This window comes from Staphylococcus devriesei (assembly GCF_002902625.1).
GTDB lineage: Bacteria > Bacillota > Bacilli > Staphylococcales > Staphylococcaceae > Staphylococcus > Staphylococcus devriesei.
This window is the reverse complement of the sequence record NZ_PPRG01000021.1, coordinates 18,665-39,367: the sequence shown is the minus strand read 5'-3', so window position 1 is coordinate 39,367 and position 20,703 is coordinate 18,665. Positions and strand designations below refer to the sequence as shown.

At 32.1% G+C, this 20,703-nt stretch carries 21 protein-coding genes and 1 other annotated feature; of the genes, 2 read left to right on the top strand and 19 right to left on the bottom strand.

Going from position 1 to position 20,703, the window contains the following annotated elements; translation table 11 throughout:
* The 4 genes from mreD to CD147_RS03275 all read right to left on the bottom strand — a co-directional run.
* The coding region (gene mreD, locus CD147_RS03290; RefSeq protein WP_103166020.1) for a rod shape-determining protein MreD at positions 1–310 on the bottom strand (310 nt) is incomplete at its 3' end.
* Entirely contained in the window at positions 310–1,146 is an 837-nt protein-coding gene (mreC, locus tag CD147_RS03285; protein ID WP_103166019.1) for a rod shape-determining protein MreC, read from the bottom strand. The genes mreD and mreC, both read right to left, overlap by 1 nt.
* A 279-nt stretch (positions 1,147–1,425) precedes the next feature.
* A complete protein-coding gene (locus CD147_RS03280; RefSeq protein ID WP_103166018.1) occupies positions 1,426–1,569 on the bottom strand; it encodes a hypothetical protein in 144 nt (47 codons plus the stop codon).
* A gap of 90 nt (positions 1,570–1,659) precedes the next feature.
* Positions 1,660–2,133, bottom strand: coding sequence for a DUF4930 family protein (locus CD147_RS03275; RefSeq protein ID WP_103166017.1), 474 nt, complete (start codon positions 2,131–2,133; stop codon positions 1,660–1,662).
* 168 nt (positions 2,134–2,301) lie between these two features.
* Here CD147_RS03275 and CD147_RS03270 point away from each other — a divergent pair, with 168 nt between their 5' ends.
* Positions 2,302–2,481: a hypothetical protein gene (locus CD147_RS03270; protein WP_103166016.1), complete on the top strand. Its 180-nt coding sequence runs from the start codon at positions 2,302–2,304 to the stop codon at positions 2,479–2,481.
* Between the two features lie 62 nt (positions 2,482–2,543).
* On the opposite strand, the gene CD147_RS03265 is transcribed toward CD147_RS03270, so the two are convergent.
* The 5 genes from CD147_RS03265 to CD147_RS03245 form a co-directional block, all read right to left on the bottom strand.
* Positions 2,544–2,825 carry a hypothetical protein gene (locus tag CD147_RS03265; RefSeq protein WP_103166015.1) on the bottom strand — a complete coding sequence of 94 codons (282 nt, stop codon included), beginning with the start codon at positions 2,823–2,825 and terminating at the stop codon, positions 2,544–2,546.
* Between the two features lie 79 nt (positions 2,826–2,904).
* Complete coding sequence (gene radC / locus CD147_RS03260; protein ID WP_103166014.1) at positions 2,905–3,582, bottom strand: RadC family protein; 678 nt, start codon at positions 3,580–3,582, stop codon at positions 2,905–2,907.
* 12 nt (positions 3,583–3,594) lie between these two features.
* Positions 3,595–4,194: a prepilin peptidase gene (locus CD147_RS12535; RefSeq protein WP_478212434.1), complete on the bottom strand. Its 600-nt coding sequence runs from the start codon at positions 4,192–4,194 to the stop codon at positions 3,595–3,597.
* Between the two features lie 300 nt (positions 4,195–4,494).
* Positions 4,495–5,757 (bottom strand): bifunctional folylpolyglutamate synthase/dihydrofolate synthase, encoded by a 1,263-nt coding sequence (locus CD147_RS03250; RefSeq protein WP_103166012.1) that lies wholly within the window; start codon positions 5,755–5,757, stop codon positions 4,495–4,497.
* An 11-nt stretch (positions 5,758–5,768) separates the two neighbouring features.
* Entirely contained in the window at positions 5,769–8,399 is a 2,631-nt protein-coding gene (locus CD147_RS03245; RefSeq protein ID WP_103166011.1) for a valine--tRNA ligase, read from the bottom strand.
* Positions 8,400–8,441: 42 nt separating this feature from the next.
* Positions 8,442–8,718 (bottom strand) — a binding site (T-box leader).
* Positions 8,719–8,774: 56 nt separating this feature from the next.
* On the opposite strand from CD147_RS03245, the gene CD147_RS03240 reads away from it, so the two are divergent.
* On the top strand, positions 8,775–9,332 hold the full coding sequence (locus CD147_RS03240) for a DNA-3-methyladenine glycosylase I (protein ID WP_103166010.1): 558 nt from the start codon (positions 8,775–8,777) through the stop codon (positions 9,330–9,332).
* A gap of 11 nt (positions 9,333–9,343) precedes the next feature.
* On the opposite strand, the gene CD147_RS03235 is transcribed toward CD147_RS03240, so the two are convergent.
* From CD147_RS03235 to tig, 10 genes are all read right to left on the bottom strand, one after another.
* A complete protein-coding gene (locus CD147_RS03235; protein WP_103166009.1) occupies positions 9,344–10,417 on the bottom strand; it encodes an AbrB family transcriptional regulator in 1,074 nt (357 codons plus the stop codon).
* Between the two features lie 465 nt (positions 10,418–10,882).
* Positions 10,883–12,172, bottom strand: a complete 1,290-nt coding sequence (gene hemL / locus CD147_RS03230; protein WP_103166008.1) for a glutamate-1-semialdehyde 2,1-aminomutase — start codon at positions 12,170–12,172, stop codon at positions 10,883–10,885.
* Positions 12,173–12,199: 27 nt separating this feature from the next.
* Positions 12,200–13,174, bottom strand: a complete 975-nt coding sequence (gene hemB / locus CD147_RS03225; protein WP_103166007.1) for a porphobilinogen synthase — start codon at positions 13,172–13,174, stop codon at positions 12,200–12,202.
* Entirely contained in the window at positions 13,174–13,845 is a 672-nt protein-coding gene (locus CD147_RS03220; RefSeq protein ID WP_103166006.1) for a uroporphyrinogen-III synthase, read from the bottom strand. Before CD147_RS03220 ends, hemB begins: the two co-directional genes overlap by 1 nt.
* Positions 13,846–13,872: 27 nt before the next feature.
* Positions 13,873–14,805 carry a hydroxymethylbilane synthase gene (hemC, locus tag CD147_RS03215; RefSeq protein WP_103166005.1) on the bottom strand — a complete coding sequence of 311 codons (933 nt, stop codon included), beginning with the start codon at positions 14,803–14,805 and terminating at the stop codon, positions 13,873–13,875.
* Between the two features lie 30 nt (positions 14,806–14,835).
* Positions 14,836–15,648: a cytochrome c biogenesis protein gene (gene ccsA / locus CD147_RS03210; protein ID WP_103166004.1), complete on the bottom strand. Its 813-nt coding sequence runs from the start codon at positions 15,646–15,648 to the stop codon at positions 14,836–14,838.
* 21 nt (positions 15,649–15,669) lie between these two features.
* Complete coding sequence (gene hemA, locus CD147_RS03205; protein ID WP_103166003.1) at positions 15,670–17,016, bottom strand: glutamyl-tRNA reductase; 1,347 nt, start codon at positions 17,014–17,016, stop codon at positions 15,670–15,672.
* 170 nt (positions 17,017–17,186) lie between these two features.
* Entirely contained in the window at positions 17,187–17,774 is a 588-nt protein-coding gene (gene yihA, locus CD147_RS03200) for a ribosome biogenesis GTP-binding protein YihA/YsxC (RefSeq protein WP_103166002.1), read from the bottom strand.
* A 165-nt stretch (positions 17,775–17,939) separates the two neighbouring features.
* On the bottom strand, positions 17,940–19,202 hold the full coding sequence (gene clpX, locus CD147_RS03195; protein ID WP_103166001.1) for an ATP-dependent Clp protease ATP-binding subunit ClpX: 1,263 nt from the start codon (positions 19,200–19,202) through the stop codon (positions 17,940–17,942).
* Between the two features lie 139 nt (positions 19,203–19,341).
* A complete protein-coding gene (tig, locus tag CD147_RS03190; RefSeq protein WP_103166000.1) occupies positions 19,342–20,661 on the bottom strand; it encodes a trigger factor in 1,320 nt (439 codons plus the stop codon).
* Positions 20,662–20,703: the final 42 nt, after the last annotated feature.

Sequence of the window (20,703 nt, the reverse complement as noted above, 5' to 3'; positions counted from 1 at the left end):
AGATGTGTATAAGAGACAGATAAAATACTTTAAAAAAGTTATCGAAGAGAAGAACTAACAGAATGTATCCGAACATGTACAAACCATAAACACTGCCTAAATATAAATCAGTTACAATTCCTAATAATCCACCTAATATTAAACCAACACCAAAACCACGATATATGGTTAATAATAATATAAATAAAAGTGTTAAATGTGGAACAAAGATAATTTCGAACTTACCTATATGCATCGGGATAACTAATCCAATAATTGTATCGATATAGAATAAAATGATACCTATTACTAAGTAAGATAATGCTCTCATTAATTGTCCCTACTTCCTTCAGCAGAACTATTCGCATCACTTTTAGCTACATAAACATGGTTAATATCAGATAAGTTAGCGCCAGTTTTCACTCTTACTTCTTTAGCTAATCCATATTCATCATTTTCAACTTTTGTAACTTCACCTATGTATAAGTCACTTGGTAATTGATCAGCTAAACCACTTGTCACGACTTTATCACCTTTAGAGAGTTTATCTTTATTGTTAATGTTACTAATAATAAGCTCTTGGTTTTTATTATCATAACGATCGATAAGTCCGAAAACATTATTTGAGTCATGTTCAATATTAACTGATAATTTACCTGTTCGAGTATTGGTTGAAAGTAAATCCACTTGCGAAGAAAATTGATTTACTTTAGTGACTCGCCCAATTAAGCCATCAGCAGTCATAACTGCCATATTATCACGAACACCATTTTTTTTGCCTTTATCAATTATAACTGTATTCATCCATTGATCGGGATTACGTGCAATGACTGCACCAGAAATCGCATCATATTTCGATGCATCTGTCATATCTAATTCTTTTTTTAAACTTTTATTTTCGGCTTCTAATTTCTCGTTTTTAGCCTCAAGTTGTTTAATCTTTTTATTGTCAGTAGCTTTATTTGAACTAAAAAGATTATTTATTGCTCCAGTCACAAAATTAACGGGATAACTGACCACTCTTTGACCAAAGGAAACAGAATCCCCCACATATTGTTCAGGAGGTGATTGAGTTTGTGAACGTAAAGACAAACCAATCAGTGCAATGAAGACAATTATCGCACATAAAACAACAATCAACTTGTTATTTTTAAAAAACTTTTGCACTCAGAACACCTCTACCAATAGTTATTTAAATTGTCCTTTTCTATTTTATATTACTCTTCCAGTTAAATAAAGCACTAAGTTTAAAGCATATATAAAAGGTTTAAGTTCTAGTTACATAAAAAGAAGCGGTTATATAAATTAAACTCATTAGTTCGCTATAACATAACATACTCAGTATTAATATCTTAATATCTATAAAAAAGAGACTAGGTTTTATGTTTATTATCGCTTTACGTTACAAGCATAAATAAACTTCATTACCTAATCTCTTTACCACTTTTATTCTTCATTTTTTTCGTTATTATCTTGTTTGTTCTTTTTTTCATCTTCGCTATATAGCGTTTCTTTTTTACGCCATTTTGCAAATAAATTTGTTGCTTTAGCTTGCTCATTGGCTTGTTTTTCTTTAGATTGTTCAGACATTATTCACACCAACCTTTGAATTATTATCATATCTAAAACTCTAACGTAAAAACTTATTCTTTTCAAATACTACAATTTAAACAACATATTCTAATATGAGCCTTGTGGTTTAAGTTCAATACTTTGTCCTAAAGCATTTAAATCTTGTTCCATTTCAATTTCAGTACTGTACACTCTCATGGAGTCACTTCCAAATTTATAAATTATAAATTCGTCATCACGTTGACCAGCAATATAATTATCATTGTAGCCCATTCTGCCCAATCCAGAAACTGCCATAAATTCATTTTTATCAAGGAGCTTAAACACATTTTTCACCTGACTATGAGGAATATTTTGGAAAATATCATTTTCCTCTAACACATAATGTTTTCCATTCGTTGGAACTTGTTCATTATTCACCATATTTTGAGGTGCGCCTACCTGCGTGCTATTAGGCGTATGGTTGACTGGATTCCATTCTTGTTCTCTCAAAAAGGGAGCATATTTCAATGCAAAATATACAACACATATAATAGCCATTACTGCAATGATATTTTTAAAAATACTTAGAATAAATCGCATTAGCTCTCCTCCTATTTCAATCTTGGCTATTATAAGGTAAATGTTATTATTTTTCATCAGTCCTAAGTACGAGGTAACTAGAAAACTAAAGTATGATACCCAATTATGAAAAAATGTTTTACAATATGACTATACTATATTGATTAGCGTTCACGAGGAGTGTGTAAAATGAATATTCTAAGCATCATTTTAATAGCATTACTTGTGATTTTATTATTCAGAGTAGGCCTTGCAATTTTAAGATTTATTATTTCGGCAGCTATAGTAGTGTTGGGATTATATTTAGCTTATCAAGGCATACTATGGATTCTTGAAAATTATCAAGTAATTACCGCTTATTTACCATAAAAATTAAATATGCTAGTTAGTCTATTTAACGTACTAATACGTAATAGTCTAACTAGCATTTTTTATTTTCTAAACGTATGAGATAAATAATTATAAAGTTTATAAACACCCGCTAATAATAATCCCCAAATTATACCAACTACTATAGACGCAATGATTAATAATAGTATATTGACTTGTTGATGGCTTACTACTACACCTAGTAATGAAAATATCGTTATTCCTACCACTGATAAAGCTATAGTAATAATCGTTTCTTTAATTCTAATAGCGTGTTGTTTTATATTTAACCTCAAGACATAGATAATAGGTATCAAAATACCCACGATTAAAAAGATTGTCATAAAGCACCTCAAACATTAATTTAAGTTTTATTATACAAGAAGTTAACTTTATAAACTATGGTAAATTTTAAAGACATACTTATTCGAAATACCCTTCTTCGACTAAACTTGTGAATTTATGATCTCCAATAATAATGTGATCTAATAAATCAATTCCTAAAATATGACCACATTCCTTTAGCCTTATCGTCGTAGTGATATCCTCATTCGATGGTGTGACATCTCCTGATGGATGATTATGAACGACAATAATAGAATTGCTCGAAGCTCTAATCGCTGCATTAAATACTTCTCTAGGATGAATCACCGATGAATTCAATGTCCCTTTATATATAATTTCTTCTTTAATCACTATATTTTTAGAATTTAAAAATAATGCTACAAAGTGTTCTTGAGTTAAATCTTTCATTTTTGACATCATCATATCTGCCACATCTTGTGGGGATTTAATCTTAACTTTTTCTAAAGTACATCTAGCATTCATCCTTTCTCCTAATTCGAATGCTGCTTTTAATGTCACCGCTTTATGTAAGCCAATCCCTTTATTCTTTATTAAATCATCAATTGATAAATGTTTTAGTTCTTTCAAACTACCATATTGGTTCATAATATCATTAGCTATATCGATGCTAGAATATCCTTGTCTTCCTGTATTTATTAAGATAGCTAATAATTCACTATTAGATAGACTCTTTTCTCCTTGTTGTATTAAACGTTCTCTTGGCAACTCACTTTTAGCCATATCTTTAATATTCAAAAAATCTTCCTCCTATAAATTAATGATTATATCGTGGTAAAAATAGCTGGTAATAACATAACTGACTAATATAAATGGAATAAGGGGAATATAATGTCGTTGCCCAATTAATAACATTAGACTTGAAAAAATTAGTGCAATTGCAAATGTAAAAGTTACAAAGGTTATAAAAAATTTATACGGATAAAAGAGTGATAAAACTGTAAGAAGAAGAATATCTCCGTAGCCAATTTGGTGAGGGTTAAATAAAAAGCATAAATGGAATAGCGGTGCGAATAATAAAAAGGTATGAAAATGAAGTGGCGCTATAAAAATAGAAATCATTAGCAGTATAATGACTAAATTTATATTAAGCGTCAAAGTTTGGATATCGTATAAAGCCATAGTTAGTAAAAACAAAAAGGTAGTTAAAAATAAAGGTGTGTTTACATCAAAATAGTTAAATGAGGTAAAAGGAAGAATTATAAAAGCAAGGGTTTCTCCAATAAAATAATTGAGACTTAACCTCTTATTACAACATAAGGTTCTCCCTTTCAGATAAATAAAACTAATGATTGGTAAGAGCTCAAGCCAACTCAATCGTCGACTGCAATAATCACATTTAGAATACATTATGAAATACTTAAGATTCAATTTATCAACTGTAGTTAAATGATATAAGTAACTAAAAATTACACTGCATGAATAAGCTAATAAAAACATACAACAACTCCTTAGACTTATTATACCTAAGCCGATTTAAAAGTAAATTATATTTTGATACGTTATATAATTTAGTTCTCTATTTTCAAAATTATTACAACATATCATTTTAGACTTTTAAAAATTGGTTTTATATACAAAAAATAATGAGGCTAAGCCATTGCTATTTTAATGGCTTAGCCTCTTAAGGAAAGTGTTTAATATTTTAAATTAAAATTGGGTCTTTGCTTTTACTTCACTGATGAAATATAAACTTCCAGTAATTAATAATCCATCACCATCATATCGGTTTATAAATTCAAGATAGTCATCTATAAATTCAATATTTTCAACATTTACATCCTCAGCCAATTCTTCTTTAGTTAAGGCTTTTGGAAAATCAAATTCAGTGAAATAAATTTTATTTGCGATTTCAGATAATCTATTCAACATACCAGAAATCGGTTTACCTTTAATGGCAGAAAATAGAATATCCATTTTGCTATTATCATAATAATTTTTAATAGTATCAGTCAAAGCTTCTACGCTTTCATTATTATGAGCCCCATCGATAATCATCAAAGGATTCTCTTTAACCTGTTCGATTCGGCCTGTCCAACTAACGCTTTCAATTGCATCAATCATTTTATTGAAATCTAAATCAATTACATCTTCTTCATTTAGTTCAATAAGCGCCGTAATTGCTAATGAGGCATTTTCTTTTTGATGCTCACCCAACATGTTTAAAATGATTGTTTCTAATTCATAATCTTTGTAACGATACGTAAACTCATCATCTTGAGACACCACTATGATTTCACGATCTAGCTCAATTGGCTTAGCGTCATTACTTTCAGCTAAATCACGGATGTATTTTAATGCCTCTTCATTTTTTACTGCATAAATCACAGGCGTATTCGGTTTAATAATTGCGCCCTTATCTTTAGCAATATCTAAATACGTATTCCCTAAAATATCGGTGTGATCTAAACCGATACTTGTCAAGATAGAGATAATTGGCTTAAAGACGTTCGTAGAGTCGTTTTTAATGCCTAGTCCCGCTTCTACTATAATAAAATCAACCGGATGGATTTCTCCAAAGTATAGAAACATCATTGTTGTTATAATTTCAAATTCAGTAGCAATGCCTAATTCAGTTTCTTGTTCTAGTGCTTCACTAACAGGCTTAACTCTCTCTACTAATTCTACTATTTCATCATTTGTAATAGGATAACCATTCAAACTAATTCTTTCATTAAAGGTTTCGATAAACGGTGAAGTAAAAGTACCTACTTCATATTCATTTTCAACTAAAGCGGCTCTTAAATAGGCTACCGTAGAGCCTTTACCATTTGTACCACCAACATGAATCCCTCTAATATTTAATTGAGGGTTATTCAAACGATCTAACATCCATTCCATTCTTTTTACACCAGGCTTGATGCCAAATTTAGTTCGTTCATGTATCCAATACAAGCTATCTAGATAATTCATCGGCGATTCTCCTATGCTTTTAATTGTTCGATTCTGTTTTTCACACCATCATATTTTTCTTGATAACGTTGTTGCTTGTCTTTTTCTTCATCAATAACCTTTTTAGGTGCTTTATTTACAAAGTTCTCGTTAGATAACTTTTTATCTACACGATCTAGTTCATTTTGTAGTTTGGCTAATTCTTTTTCTAAACGTGCAATCTCTTTATCCATATCAATTAATCCTTCTAATGGTAGAACTACTTTTCCTGCTACCACTACAGCTGTCATAGCTTTTTCAGGAATATCAATATTAGTGTCAATTATTAATTCACTCGGATTGCAGAATTTATGAATGTAATCAGCATTTTCATTTAAAGTTGCTTTAATATCTTCGTCTTTAGCTTGAATGAAAATAGGTATTTCTTTTGAAAGTGGCGTATTTACTTCAACACGTGATTGTCGTACTGACTTAATAATTTCCACAAGTTGTTGCATTGTTTGCTTACTTTCTTCAAATACAAGTTCTTCTTTCACTGTTGGCCAAGATGCTTTAACAATTGTCTCACCTTCGTGTGGAAGACTTTGCCAAATTTTTTCTGTAACAAATGGCATAAATGGATGTAGCATACGCATGATTTGATCAAGCGTATAACTTAATACTGAACGCGTGACTTGTTTTTGCGCTTCATTATCACCATTCATTGGTATTTTACTCATTTCAATATACCAATCACAGAATTCGTCCCAGATGAAGTTATATAGCGCTCGTCCTACTTCACCAAACTCATATTTATCGCTTAAATTTGTTAAGGTTTCAATTGTTTCATTCAAGCGTGTTAATATCCATTTGTCTGCCAACGATAAGTCGCCTGTTAAATCAATATCTTCATACTTAAAGTCTTCTCCAATGTTCATTAAGCTAAAACGTGCGCCGTTCCAAATTTTATTAATGAAGTTCCATACTGATTCTACTTTTTCAGTAGAGTAACGTAAATCATGACCTGGAGATGAACCTGTAGCTAAGAAGTATCTTAAGCTATCTGCACCGTACTGTTCAATTACATCCATTGGGTCAACACCATTACCTAATGATTTACTCATTTTACGCCCATCTTCAGCACGAACTAAACCATGTAGCAGTACATCATTAAATGGGCGACGATCAGTAAATTCTAACCCTTGGAAGATCATTCTTGCTACCCAGAAGAAGATAATGTCATAACCCGTCACTAATGCATTTGTAGGGTAATAACGTTTGAAATCTTCGGCTGTTTCATTAGGCCAACCTAAAGTTGAAAATGGCCATAGAGCACTTGAGAACCAAGTGTCTAAAACATCTTCATCTTGTTCCCAATTTTCAATATCTTGAGGTGCTTCCTCCCCTACGTATATTTCACCAGTTTCTTTATGATACCATGCTGGGATTTGATGACCCCACCATAATTGACGTGAAATAGTCCAATCTCTAATTTCTTCCATCCAACGGTTAAATGTATTTTCAAAACGTGGTGGATAAAAGTCAATGCGATCATCCGTATTTTGGTTATCTAATGCACGTTGCGCTAAAGGTTTCATTTTCACAAACCATTGCGTAGATAGATATGGTTCTACTACTGCGCCTGTACGTTCTGAATGACCAACTGAATGAACATGTTCTTCGATTTTAATAACCAAATCTTGTTCTTTCAGATCTTCAACTAGTTGTTTACGACACTCGAAGCGGTCTAAACCAGCATATTTGTCTGCTTTATCATTCATTTTACCATTCTCATCCATCACGATGATGTTTTCTAAGTCGTGACGTTGACCTATTTCAAAATCGTTAGGGTCATGTGCAGGTGTTACTTTCATAGCACCACTACCAAATTCAATATCTACATATTCATCAGCTAAAATTGGTAACTCACGACCAACGATAGGTAATATAACTTTTTTGCCTATTACATCTTTATAACGATCATCGTTAGGGTTAACTACAATAGCTGTATCACCTAGCATCGTTTCTGGACGTGTAGTAGCAATTTCAATATAACCGTTACCATCTGCATACGGATATTTAAAGTGATAAAAATGTCCTTGTACATCTTCATGGATAACTTCTATATCAGAAAGTGCTGTACGCGCTTCAGGATCCCAGTTAATAATACGCTCGCCACGGTAAATGATTCCTTTATTGTATAAATCAACAAAGACCTTTTTGACTGCTTGACTTAAACCATCATCTAGGGTAAAACGTTCTCTACTATAATCCAGACCAAGACCTAGTTTAGCCCATTGTTTTCTTATAAATGAGGCATATTCTTCTTTCCAAGACCAAGCTTGTTCTAAAAACTTCTCACGTCCTATATCATGACGAGATATACCTTGTTCTTTTAACTTAGCTTCAACCTTAGCTTGAGTAGCAATACCTGCATGGTCCATACCTGGTAAATATAGAGTATCGTAACCTTGCATACGTTTCATTCTTGTAATTATATCTTGTAACGTTGTATCCCAAGCATGCCCTAAATGTAATTTACCAGTAACATTTGGAGGGGGAATTACAATCGTATATGTTTCTTTATCTTGCTCTTCTGAGGGTTTGAAATACTCATTTCTTACCCATTCTTCATAACGCCCCGCTTCTACTTCGCGAGGGTTATATTTAGGCTCCATGTTCATAGAAAAAACCTCCTAATAATTAAAAAAACACCCATCCTAAAAATATAGGACGGATGTTCCGTGGTACCACCTAAATTCAAGAGTCTAGGACATTAACGATTACTATTTCAGACGACCATTTTATAGCGTCCTTAAAGTAAAGTTTTGTCCTAATCTCTTGCACTTAATTATGATTAACGCTCAAACACGCTTTTACCTACATATTATTTCAATAAAAGTCAAGTGGGCTACCTTCAGTATGAACACTATACATATTTACACCAACCATATGCTCTCTGTGCTACCATTCAAACTTACTATTCCCATTAATATATTTAATTACTTAATTATAGTATAATGGAAATCGCTATAAGTCAATCTCTTGGAGGTATATTTATGAATGAATGTGCGTTTGGCACTAAAGATCCAATCTATTTGGATTACCATAACCATGTTTGGGGACAACCCCTATACGATAGTAAAGCTTTATTTAAATTAATCGCACTTGAATCTCAACATGCTGGTTTATCTTGGCTTACTATACTTAAGAAGAAAGCCTCTTATGAAGAAGCATTTCATCAGTTTGAACCAGAAAAGATAGCCCAGATGTCTGAGACTGATATCGATCGATTAATGGAATTTCCTAATATTATTCATAACCGTAAAAAATTAGAAGCTATTGTCTCTCAGGCCCAAGGCTACTTAAAGATTGAGCAAGATTATGATAGTTTTAGCCAGTTTTTATGGTCTTATGTTGATGGTAAACCAATAGATATGCAATATCAACACGCATCAGAAAGAATTACAGTTGATGAACGTGCGACACGCTTATCTAAAGATTTAAAGGCATATGGATTTAAATTTCTAGGGCCTGTTACCACGTTTTCATTTTTAGAAGCTGCTGGATTATATGATGCACATTTACAAAACTGCCCTTTTAAACCAACTCACTGATTGATAAAAATTTATTTTTTATTATACTTTTCCATACCCATTTTCAAGAAAAAACTAATGATTGGTGCCACGATGAATAAAATAAAGAAGATTCTAAAGATATGAAAACTAGAAATCATAGCTACATCGGCACCTGTGGCTATGGCTACTAACACGATTTGGCTCATTCCACCTGGTGCGCCTCCTAAGAATAACTCATTAATGGAACTATTCGTAAATAAGTGAATAATATATACCATGACAAACGCACCAACTATTAATAATACATTTTGATAGATAATCGCTACTGCTATCCTTCCCTTTAAATCACCCAATAAATTAGCAATCTGTAATCCAATTCTAATCATATAAATCACTTGCGCCGAAGCTAATATATAGTTATCAAGCGTAAAAGTAATATGAGTAGTTAAATTCCAAACAACTAATACAATAATAGGTGCGAGCAATTGTTTAGTCGGAAAATTAATTTTACTCATTACCATGTAAATAAGTGCAATTACTACTACGAGAAATAAAATCTGAGGAAGATTAAGCGCATTTGTTAAAGGCGTCACTTTAGCAACGTTTTTAACATTATTAGCGCTATCACTAAATAAAAATGAAATAAAAGGAACTAAAATAACAACGAAAATAACGCGTGAAGTTTGCGTTAAACTAACTACTAATATATTGGCTTTCTTGTTCTCTTCAGCCATGATTAACATTTGACTAAGCGCCCCCGGGATAACGCTTAATATCGCTGTTTCAGTATTTACACGTGCAATTTTTTTGAAAAAGTAAGCAATTAAAAGTGATAGTCCAATGAGTAAAACGGTTACGAGAATGATAATGAAGCAATCATCTTTAATATCATTCATTACTTCTGATGTAAATGTAGTACCTATTTGAACACCGAGTAGAATAAGTCCTATTTGGCTAAGCCAAAATGGCCACACTACTTCTAATTTAAAAACCTTCACTACTATTAATGTAGCGATAATAGGTCCAAACATAAATGGCAAAAGTATGTGGGCAAAATAAAATATTACACTCACGATAATCGCAGTTATTAATAAAATAAGTTGATTGAGTCGCATTTTATTCATTAACGACCACTTCTTTCTATAAATAAGTATGTTATAAAATTATATTTAAGCTATTTCTTCTCTCTACTGTAGCAAACTTTATTAGTATTATCATCCTTGTAACTTTGTTCTTTTCATCCTAAATTAATGGAATTAACATAAACTAAAAGTAAAGATAGCGGTACATTATGATGTTAAAGATTTTGACATTTCTTTTGTCGCCCTTTACTAGGGATGAAGACAGTATAAGTTCAACTTATAATCATTCAATCAATTATCGTCTCTAAAATACATAAACGAGGCTATGCCATCAATATTAAATGGTATAGCCTCGTTATTTTAGCAATAGTTGTCTAAGATGAAGTTGCGTTCGAACCTTACTTACTTCATCTCTAGCCACACTTGCCGGGGTGGGACAATAAAATCTTAGAAATTACATTAGATTTCTGTCCTACTCCCTAGAAATATGGTAAGTTCTATTTTAAATTATTTTGATACTATGCGACCTAACGCATTATCGAATGCTTGAATTGTTTTTTTAATGTCTTCTTTAGTATGAGCAGTAGATAAGAAAGTACCTTCAAATTGAGATGGTGGTAAGAAGATGCCTTCTTTAGCCATTTCACGATACATATTACTAAAGAGCTCTAAATCACTTTTATTAGCTTCATCAAAGTTAGTTACTGGACCTTCATTTAAGAAGTATCCAATCATAGAACCAGCTCTATTTACTGTAATCGGTACATTGTGTTTACTAAACACTTCTTTTAGTCCTTTTTCTAAAAGATCGCCTAATTCTTGGAAGTAATCATATGATTCAGGAGTCAATTGACTTAATGTTTCATAACCACTTGTCATTGCCAATGGATTACCAGATAAAGTACCAGCTTGATAAATATTACCTACTGGAGCTATTTTATCCATAATTTCTTTTTTACCACCAAAAGCGCCTACTGGTAAACCGCCACCGATAACTTTTCCTAAGCAAGTAATATCAGGTGTTACACCAAAATAACCTTGAGCACAATTATATCCTACACGGAAACCTGTCATTACCTCATCAAAGATAAGTAATGAACCATAATCTGTAGTAATGTCACGTAATCCTTGTAAGAAGCCATCTTTAGGCGGAACAACGCCCATGTTACCTGCTACTGGTTCAACTATAATGGCTGCGATATCGTCTCCATAATGTTCAAATGCAAGTTTAATTGCATCCAAGTCATTATATGGTACAGTTATTGTATTTTTAGCAGTACCTTCAGGCACACCAGGAGAGTCTGGTAAACCTAAAGTTGCTACACCAGATCCTGCTTTAATTAGTAAGGAATCACTGTGTCCATGATAACAACCTTCAAATTTAACTATTTTATTTCGTCCTGTGTAACCACGTGCTAATCTAAGCGCCGCAAGTGTAGCTTCTGTACCAGAAGAAACCATACGTACTTTCTCTATTGAAGGTACACGTTCAATAACTAATTCAGCTAGTTTATTTTCTTCTAGTGTTGATGCACCAAAACTTGTGCCTTTATCAACTGCTTCATGTAATTTGTCTATTACTTGTTTATTTTTGTGACCTAAAATTAAAGGCCCCCAACTTAACACATAATCAATATATTCATTACCATCGATGTCATAAATTCTTGAACCTTCTGCATGGTCCATAAAAATAGCAGGTGTATCTACTGATTTAAAAGCTCTAACTGGACTATTCACTCCGCCAGGCATAAGTTTTTCAGCAATACGCATTGCTTCTTGTGATTTCTCATAACTCATGTTTACGCCCTCCTATATAGTTAATGTTTATTTATCTAAATAACGGCAAATATCTTTAGCAAAATAAGTAATAATCATATCTGCACCTGCACGTTTCATTGAAACCATTTGTTCCATTACTACACGTTCTTCATCTATCCAGCCATTTTGTGACGCAGCTTTAGTCATTGCGTATTCACCACTTACATTGTAAGCAATCACTGGAATATTGGTATTATTTTTAACATCACGCACAATATCTAAGTAACTTAATGCTGGTTTTACAATCATCATATCTGCACCCTCGTGTAAGTCACTTTCCAATTCTCTTAATGCTTCTAAGCGATTAGCTGGATCCATTTGGTAAGTTTTTCTGTCACCGAATGATGGTGCTGAATCAGCAGCATCTCTAAACGGTCCAAAGAAACTTGAGGCATATTTAATACCATAACTCATAATGGGAATATTATAATAACCTGCTTCATCTAGACCTTGACGAATTTCAGTAACAAATCCATCCATCATATTGCTTGGCGCAATAATATCAGCTCCCGCTTCTACTTGAGATATCGCTGTTTTAACTAATAATGGTAATGATTTGTCATTATCCACATCTTTAGTACGATGATCAATCACACCACAATGACCATGATCTGTATATTCACATAAGCATGTATCTGCAACAATTAATAAATCATCATGTAAAACTTTAGCCTTACGTGTAGCTTTTTGAATAATGCCATTATGGTCATATGCACCAGAACCTACACTGTCTTTTTCATTTGGAACACCGAAAAACATAATTGCTCTAATACCTAATTCATAGGCCTCATTAATTTCTTCATCTAATAGGTTTAGACTAATTTGATATACGCCTGGTAAAGATTTAATTTCACTTTTAACGTCACCTTTTTCTACTACAAAGATTGGATAGATTAAATCCTCTTTTCTTACATGATTTTCTCTTACCATGTCACGCATTGATTTTGAAGAACGCAATCTTCTATGTCTATCAAATTTCATTATAAATTCCTACTTTCTACAATTTTATTTATAAGTGACTCTAACGTTTGTTTATTTGCTATCTTAGGTGAATACCCATATTGTTTAATTGTATGAGCGGTTTGTTCTCCAATCGCATAATAATCATAAAAATCGGACGGAATATTCTCACTAAAATAATAACGTACAGCTGATGAACTTGAAAATGTAAGAGCATTAACTTTGTTACTTTTAATCAATTGAATAACTTCTTGTATATTCTCATGATGCGCAATAGGCTGATATAAATCAATTTTTATGACATCATTATTTTTAGCTAGCTCTTGTTGTAGTTTTGGACGAGCTTTTGCACTACTCGGTATCAGTATTGTTTGCTGATGCACTTTTAACTCTCTTAAAAGTCCTTCTTGAGAATAATCTGAAGGTATAAAATCTACATTGATTCCTAACTCTTCACATAAATGAGCAGTTTTACTTCCTATAGCAGCAATAGATTTAACATTTACGTCATCTAAATATTGATAAAATAAGCGGACCGCATTTTTAGAAGAAAAAATAAGCCAATCATAGTTATAATCCAAAAACTGAGTATCACATTCAAGTGATAGGATTTGAATAAATGGCTTATGCACTATTTCAACTAAATCACTTTGTATGTTACTCGTTTGCGTCATTACTACAACTGGCTTCATTAATCATTACACCTCTAAATTAAAATATTAATGTGGTTGTTCTTCATTAAGCTTTCTTATTATTTCATATGCACCTTGTTCTTTCAAAACATTACTTACTTTACGACCTAATTCTATAGGGTCTTTTCCAATTTCAGTATGTTCATATCGTTCAGTACCATCAGGCGTCATAATTAAACCGGTAAATTCAATTTTTCCACCAGGTTGATTTGTAGCATAACCTCCGATAGGCACTTGGCAACTGCCATCCATTGCTGCAAGGAATGTTCTTTCAGCTGTTACACATTCGGCTACTTCTTTATTATGCACTTTTGCTAATAATTCAAGAAGTTCAGTGTCATCACTTCGACACTCAATCCCAAGAGCGCCTTGGCCAATAGCTGGTAATAGAACGTCCTTGTCAAGGTAAGTGGTCACTATATCATCGGACCAACCCATACGTTTTAGACCTGCAGCAGCTAATATAATGGCATCATAGTTTTCAGTCTCTAATTTTTTTAATCGTGTATCGATGTTGCCTCGAATCCATTTAATTTCGAGTTTAGGATATTTAGCCAATATTTGAGCACCGCGTCTTAATGAACTCGTGCCTATAATACTGCCAGCTGGCAATTCATCTAATGGTGTATGATTTTTTGAAATATATGCATCAAATGGTATTTCTCTATCAGGAATACATCCCAGCGTTAAACCTTTAGGGATAATGCTAGGCACATCTTTAAGAGAGTGTATCGCCATATCGATGTCTTTATTAAATAACTCATTTTGAATTTCTTTAACGAATAACCCTTTCCCTCCAACTTTTGACAATTGTTTATCAACAATTTGATCGCCTTTAGTGACAATTTCTTTTATTTCAATTTCTAAAGTAGGGTCTACTTCTTTTAGTTTATTTATAAATTGTTGGCTTTGTGTTAAAGCAAGTTTGCTTCTTCTCGAACCTACAACTAATTTGCGCATACCTGTAGCCTCCTATTGCCCTTTTCAAAATTAAGTAAAGTGCGTAGTAAAAAATAAGTTAACCATACATAAGCAAAATAACACAATGTTAAAGTAAATTAAATGAATTGATTTAAGCCACTTGTTTACGCGACATAGCAAGAATATTGCGTAAAGTATTGTAATAATCGTCGACAAAATAACTTTTGAGTCAGCAAAAATACGATGACCTATCGTATAGACACCCCATTGTGCTCCTAGTATGACACTTAACATAAGAATAATAAATCCAGCTAATGAAGAATAGAAAATAATTGCTTCTAGTGTCGCAACGCTCCCTATTCTAAAATATTTCTGATCAAAATTCTTTTCTCTCAAATTTCGATATTGAATGATATATAGTAATGAATTCACAAATGCTAACGCAAAAAATGCATAACTTAACACAGCCAATCCAATATGCACGAGTAACAATTCATTTATAATCGCTAATTGCTGCATGTTTGTAGCATAATGATTAGGTTGAAATGTGTTCATCATTAGCAAAATAAATCCTACTACATTTAGGAAAAAAACTGAGAAACTTAATAATTTTATAACATTCAGAATCAAGGATATTGATATAATAATCCATGCTAAAAAGAAAAACACATCAAATAGTGAATTCAATGGTATCTGATTATGAGAAGTTATATAAATAGATAAAGAGATTGTTTGTAATATCCAAACAATCCCTAGTGTGTAAATTCCTAATTCTCTAATTTTATAACTTTTTTTAACAAAATCAATAAAATAACAGAGAATACTGATTAAATATATAATTAATACAATTTCATGAAATCTTATAAACAGGGTTTCTTGCATATTATCACCATATTAATATGCTTATTCAAAACTAAAGATATGTCGAACAGAAATCTCCTTTTCTTTTTGTGCTTTACGCGCTTTAACATCTTCATAAGGATCTTCAGCTTCGATATCAAATATGTTTTGAAATAGCTCTAATTTTTCATTACTACGTTTATCATTACTCAATTCTTTAGCCTGTTTAATTGGATCTTTCAACATTTGATTGATAATACTTTTAGTGTGTTTAGAAATAACAGTGCGTTCTCGTTCCGATAAATTAGGAAGTTTTCTATCAATACTTTCCATAGTTTCAGATTGAATCGTCATCGCTTTTTCACGAAGAGCTCTAATAACAGGTACAACACCTAACATATTTACCCAATCATTATGATTTTGAATTTCATCAGGTATTTGTTGTGCTATTAAATCTGCAGCCATTTGACGTTCACGTAAATTCGCATCAACTAGACCATTAAGATCATCTACGTCATAGCTAAATACGTCTTCATTAACATCAATACCTGGCTCTACATCACGTGGAACCGCAATATCAATTAATAATAAAGATTTAGATTTTCTATAATTCAAAACATTATCAATCATAGATTTAGTAATAATAAAATCTGGTGAACTTGTTGAACTAATCACAATATCAGCATCAGCTAATAGATTAGGTAATGATTCTAGAGTACCATATTCTATATTATGTTTTGTAGCTAATTCTTTTGCTTTTATTTCAGTTCTATTAACTACTGTAATATGAGTTATGCCTGAACCTAATAAATTTAAAAGTGATAACTCACTCATTTCCCCTGCACCAATAACAATAGCATGTTTACTTTTTAGTTTACCTAATACCTTTTTAGCTAATTCAACTGCTGCATAAGAAACACTGACCGCATTATCTGCTATATCTGTTTCATTATGCGCTTTTTTAGCGAAAGTAATAGCTTGTTTAAATAGATGATTAAATATCGTTCCAGTTGTATTAGTTTCTTGAGCTAAGAAAAATGCATCTCTCATTTGACCAAGAATTTGAGTTTCACCTAATACAATTGAATCTAGTCCAGAAGTGACGCGCAATAAGTGTTCTACTGCTTCGTCCCCCACTTTAACTTCTGACATTGATTTAATATCATCTACTTCAAAACCAAATGAACGCGCTAAAAATCTTTGAATATAATAGCGTCCTGTATGAATTTGATCCACAACAGCATATACTTCTGTACGATTACATGTAGATAAAATAACGTTCTCTAAAATAGATTTAGTTTCAAATAAATCTTCATGGGCTAATCGTAAGGCATCATTTCTAAAAGCAACTTGCTCTCTAAGTGCTACATCGGCTGTTCGATGATTTATACTTAAAGCAATAAAATGCATTTATAACGCCCTCCATATACTAACAATAACATTAGTATAACACATTCTATACTGAAATTAAGTCACTTGCTCAAATAAATTAGAAGGATTCTAATTTAGAGTCATAATTTTGACATTTATAAATCAGTTTTTATATTTAGAGAAAATTTTAATTGCAATAATTATAATGATTATAAATAAGAGGCAATTAAATCCCAAATTTGTTGTTGTTTCATATTTTGAATTGATGAATAACTCACAATTTCATCGTCTGGATCTAAATCTAACTTTTCTTTAATATTTTTTAAATGTTTCTGTACTTTACCTTTAGCAATTTTATCCTCTTTAGTACAAATAACTAGTGTTGGTATCTCAAAATGTTTTAGATAGTCATACATTAGAACATCGTCTTCTGTCGGGTTATGACGTAAATCGACCAACTGAATTACAAGTTTTAAATTTTCTCGCTTCGTTAAATATTCTTCTATCATTTTACCAAATTTTTCACGCTGAGATTTGCTCACTTTAGCATAACCATACCCGGGCACATCGACGAACACCAATTGTTCATCAATATTAAAAAAGTTTAAAGTTTGTGTTTTACCTGGTTGTTGAGATGTACGCGCCATATTTTTTCTACCAATCATACTATTAATAAATGATGATTTACCAACATTAGAACGTCCACTTAACGCTACTTCAGATAGTCCTGTGTCAGGATATTGAGCTTCTTGTACTGCACTAATGATAAGATTAATATTATTAGGATTAATATTCATAATTTATCCTCTCTCTTTTAATTTATGTTAACTGTTTAATTATAATATACTTTCTCTCTTTTCTAAAACTATTCTTAATTTCATACATAAAAAAGGCAATTTCTACCTAATTCGATAGAGATTGCCCTTGTTTATTAAATATAATTTTTACTAAAAATTTCGTTATTAAGCTGAAGTTTTACTATCATTTAATAGGTTACCTTCAGAATCATATAATTCTGGTTCTACTTCATCTTGAATTGTTTTAGCAGTAATTACAACCTTAGATACATTATCAGATGAAGGAACGTCATACATGATATCAATTAATGCTTCTTCAATAATTGATCTTAAACCACGTGCGCCAGTTTTACGTTCAATTGCTTTTTCACTTACAGATGCTAATGCTTCTTCAGTGAATTCTAATTCTACATTATCTAGTTCAAGCATCTTAGTATATTGTTTAACTAACGCATTTTTTGGTTGCGTTAAGATATTTTTCAATGCCTCAACATCTAGTGTTTCTAAATTAGCTACAATTGGCACACGACCGATAAACTCAGGAATTAATCCGTAAGATTGTAAATCTTCAGGACGTATTTGTTCAAGTAAAGCTTCTTCATCATATTTATCAGCTTCATTACTAGCAAAGCCGATCACTTTTTCACCTAAACGACGTTTAATCACTTCATCAATTCCATCAAATGCCCCACCTAAAATAAATAGGATATTTGTTGTATCAATTTGGATAAGTTCTTGGTTAGGATGTTTACGTCCACCTTGTGGAGGAACGCTTGCTGTTGTTCCTTCTAAAATTTTTAGTAAGGCTTGTTGAACACCTTCCCCAGATACATCACGTGTAATTGAAGTATTTTCAGATTTTCTAGCGATTTTATCAATTTCGTCTACATAGATAATACCTTTTTCAGCTTTATCAATATCGAAATCGGCTGCTTGAATCAATCTTAGTAAGATATTTTCAACATCATCACCAACGTAACCAGCTTCAGTTAAACTAGTAGCATCCGCAATTGCAAATGGAACGTTGAGTGTTTTAGCTAGCGTCTGTGCAAGTAATGTTTTACCACTACCTGTAGGCCCAATTAAAGCGATATTACTTTTTTGAAGTTCAACTTCATCTTCGTTAGGCCCTAATTGTTGAATTCGTTTATAATGATTATAAACTGCAACTGCTAAAGATTTTTTAGCTTTTTCTTGTCCAATTACATACTCATTTAAATGATCCATAATCTCTTTAGGTGTAGGTAGTTCAGTGAATTCTTCAGAAGTAGTTTGAGCCAACTCTTCTTCTACGATTTCTGAACATAATTCAATACACTCATTACAAATATATACGCCGCTTCCTGCGACTAATTTTTTAACTTGATCTTGATCCTTACCGCAGAAAGAACATTTTAAATTTTCTTCGTCTTCATTGAATTTAAACATTCATTTACACCTCTATTCTTAAACGACTCTACTAGATAGCATTCTACAACGTAAATTTATAGTTAACAACTATAATGCTTAAAATATAGAGTAGCAGGATACATATAGTGATGCACCTGCTACTTCATATTTTAATTTATTAGTTTGATATTAATTTTTTATCTTCTTTAGTTGATTCAACATATTTAGCATTGTCTCTAATTAAGTCAATAACTTTTTGGATACGTACATCATTTTTAATGATATCAGTATTACCTAAAGTTTGTTTGATATCTTCAACTGAAATGTTGAATTGTTTACTCATTTTTTCTAACTCTTTATCAATATCTTCGTCAGTAGCTTCGATATTTTCTTTATCAGCGATTGCAGATAAAGTTAAGTTAGTTTTGATGCGTTGTTCTGCATCATCTTTCATTTGTTCTCTTAGTTGAGATTCATCTTGACCTGAAATTTGGAAGTAAGTTTGTAAGTCTAATCCTTGTTGTTGAATTCTTTGACCAAATTCTTGAACCATACGATCTAATTCAGTATCAATCATTGCTTGCGGAATATCAATAGTTACGTTTTCAGTAGCTTTATTAATTGCTTCTTCTTTTTCAACGTTTTCAGCTTCTTCAGCTTTTTGCTCAGATAAACGTTTACGTAAGTTGTCTTTGTATTCATCAACTGAGTTAGCGTCTGAATCTAATTCGTTAGCAATTTCATCATTTAATTCTGGAACTTCTTTATATTTAATTTCATTTACTTTAGTTTTGAAAGTAGCTTCTTTACCAGCTAATTCTTCAGCATGATATTCTTCAGGGAATGTCACAACGACGTCTTTTTCTTCGCCAGTTTTCATTCCTACTAATTGATCTTCAAATCCTGGAATGAATGAACCAGAGCCAACTTCTAAGTCGTAACCTTCTGCTTGGCCACCTTCAAATTGTTCGCCATCCACATAGCCATCAAAGTCGATGTTTACTGTGTCGTTTTCTTCAACAGCACCGTCTTCTTTAACTACCATGTCAGCTAAATGGCCTAAGCTATGGTCAATTGCTTCTTGTAAATCTTCTTCAGTTAGTTCAGAATTTTGTTTTTCAATTTCTAAACCTTTGTAATCACCTAACTGAACTTCAGGTTCAACTGTAACAGTAGCTTCAAATTCGAAGTCTTTACCTTTTTCAATTTGTGTAACATTAATTTCTGGTTGAGCCACTGGGCTAATACCAGTTTCTTCAATTGCTTCACCATAAGCTTCTGGTAAAAGAATATCTACTGCATCTTGATATAAAGCTTCAACGCCAAAGCGTTGTTCAAAGATTGGGCGAGGCACTTTACCTTTACGGAAACCAGGCACATTAATTTGTTTAACTACTTTTTTAAATGCTTGATCCAATGCTTTATCTACTTTTTCTGCTGGAACTGTAACTTTTAATAATCCTTCGTTACCTTCCTTTTTTTCCCAAGTTGCTGTCATGTATAATACCTCCATGATTACATTTTTAATTTTTCAACTTCC

Excerpts from the sequence above, each read along its gene's own strand:
- CD147_RS03280 (WP_103166018.1), bottom strand. The coding sequence starts at position 1,569 with ATGTCTGAACAATCTAAAGAAAAACAAGCCAATGAGCAAGCTAAAGCA.
- CD147_RS03275 (WP_103166017.1), bottom strand. The coding sequence starts at position 2,133 with ATGCGATTTATTCTAAGTATTTTTAAAAATATCATTGCAGTAATGGCT.
- CD147_RS03270 (WP_103166016.1), top strand. The coding sequence starts at position 2,302 with ATGAATATTCTAAGCATCATTTTAATAGCATTACTTGTGATTTTATTA.
- CD147_RS03265 (WP_103166015.1), bottom strand. The coding sequence starts at position 2,825 with ATGACAATCTTTTTAATCGTGGGTATTTTGATACCTATTATCTATGTC.
- CD147_RS12535 (WP_478212434.1), bottom strand. The coding sequence starts at position 4,194 with ATGTATTCTAAATGTGATTATTGCAGTCGACGATTGAGTTGGCTTGAG.
- CD147_RS03250 (WP_103166012.1), bottom strand. The coding sequence starts at position 5,757 with ATGAATTATCTAGATAGCTTGTATTGGATACATGAACGAACTAAATTT.
- CD147_RS03245 (WP_103166011.1), bottom strand. The coding sequence starts at position 8,399 with ATGAACATGGAGCCTAAATATAACCCTCGCGAAGTAGAAGCGGGGCGT.
- CD147_RS03240 (WP_103166010.1), top strand. The coding sequence starts at position 8,775 with ATGAATGAATGTGCGTTTGGCACTAAAGATCCAATCTATTTGGATTAC.
- CD147_RS03235 (WP_103166009.1), bottom strand. The coding sequence starts at position 10,417 with ATGAATAAAATGCGACTCAATCAACTTATTTTATTAATAACTGCGATT.
- hemL (WP_103166008.1), bottom strand. The coding sequence starts at position 12,172 with ATGAGTTATGAGAAATCACAAGAAGCAATGCGTATTGCTGAAAAACTT.
- hemB (WP_103166007.1), bottom strand. The coding sequence starts at position 13,174 with ATGAAATTTGATAGACATAGAAGATTGCGTTCTTCAAAATCAATGCGT.
- CD147_RS03220 (WP_103166006.1), bottom strand. The coding sequence starts at position 13,845 with ATGAAGCCAGTTGTAGTAATGACGCAAACGAGTAACATACAAAGTGAT.
- hemC (WP_103166005.1), bottom strand. The coding sequence starts at position 14,805 with ATGCGCAAATTAGTTGTAGGTTCGAGAAGAAGCAAACTTGCTTTAACA.
- ccsA (WP_103166004.1), bottom strand. The coding sequence starts at position 15,648 with ATGCAAGAAACCCTGTTTATAAGATTTCATGAAATTGTATTAATTATA.
- hemA (WP_103166003.1), bottom strand. The coding sequence starts at position 17,016 with ATGCATTTTATTGCTTTAAGTATAAATCATCGAACAGCCGATGTAGCA.
- yihA (WP_103166002.1), bottom strand. The coding sequence starts at position 17,774 with ATGAATATTAATCCTAATAATATTAATCTTATCATTAGTGCAGTACAA.
- clpX (WP_103166001.1), bottom strand. The coding sequence starts at position 19,202 with ATGTTTAAATTCAATGAAGACGAAGAAAATTTAAAATGTTCTTTCTGC.
- tig (WP_103166000.1), bottom strand. The coding sequence starts at position 20,661 with ATGACAGCAACTTGGGAAAAAAAGGAAGGTAACGAAGGATTATTAAAA.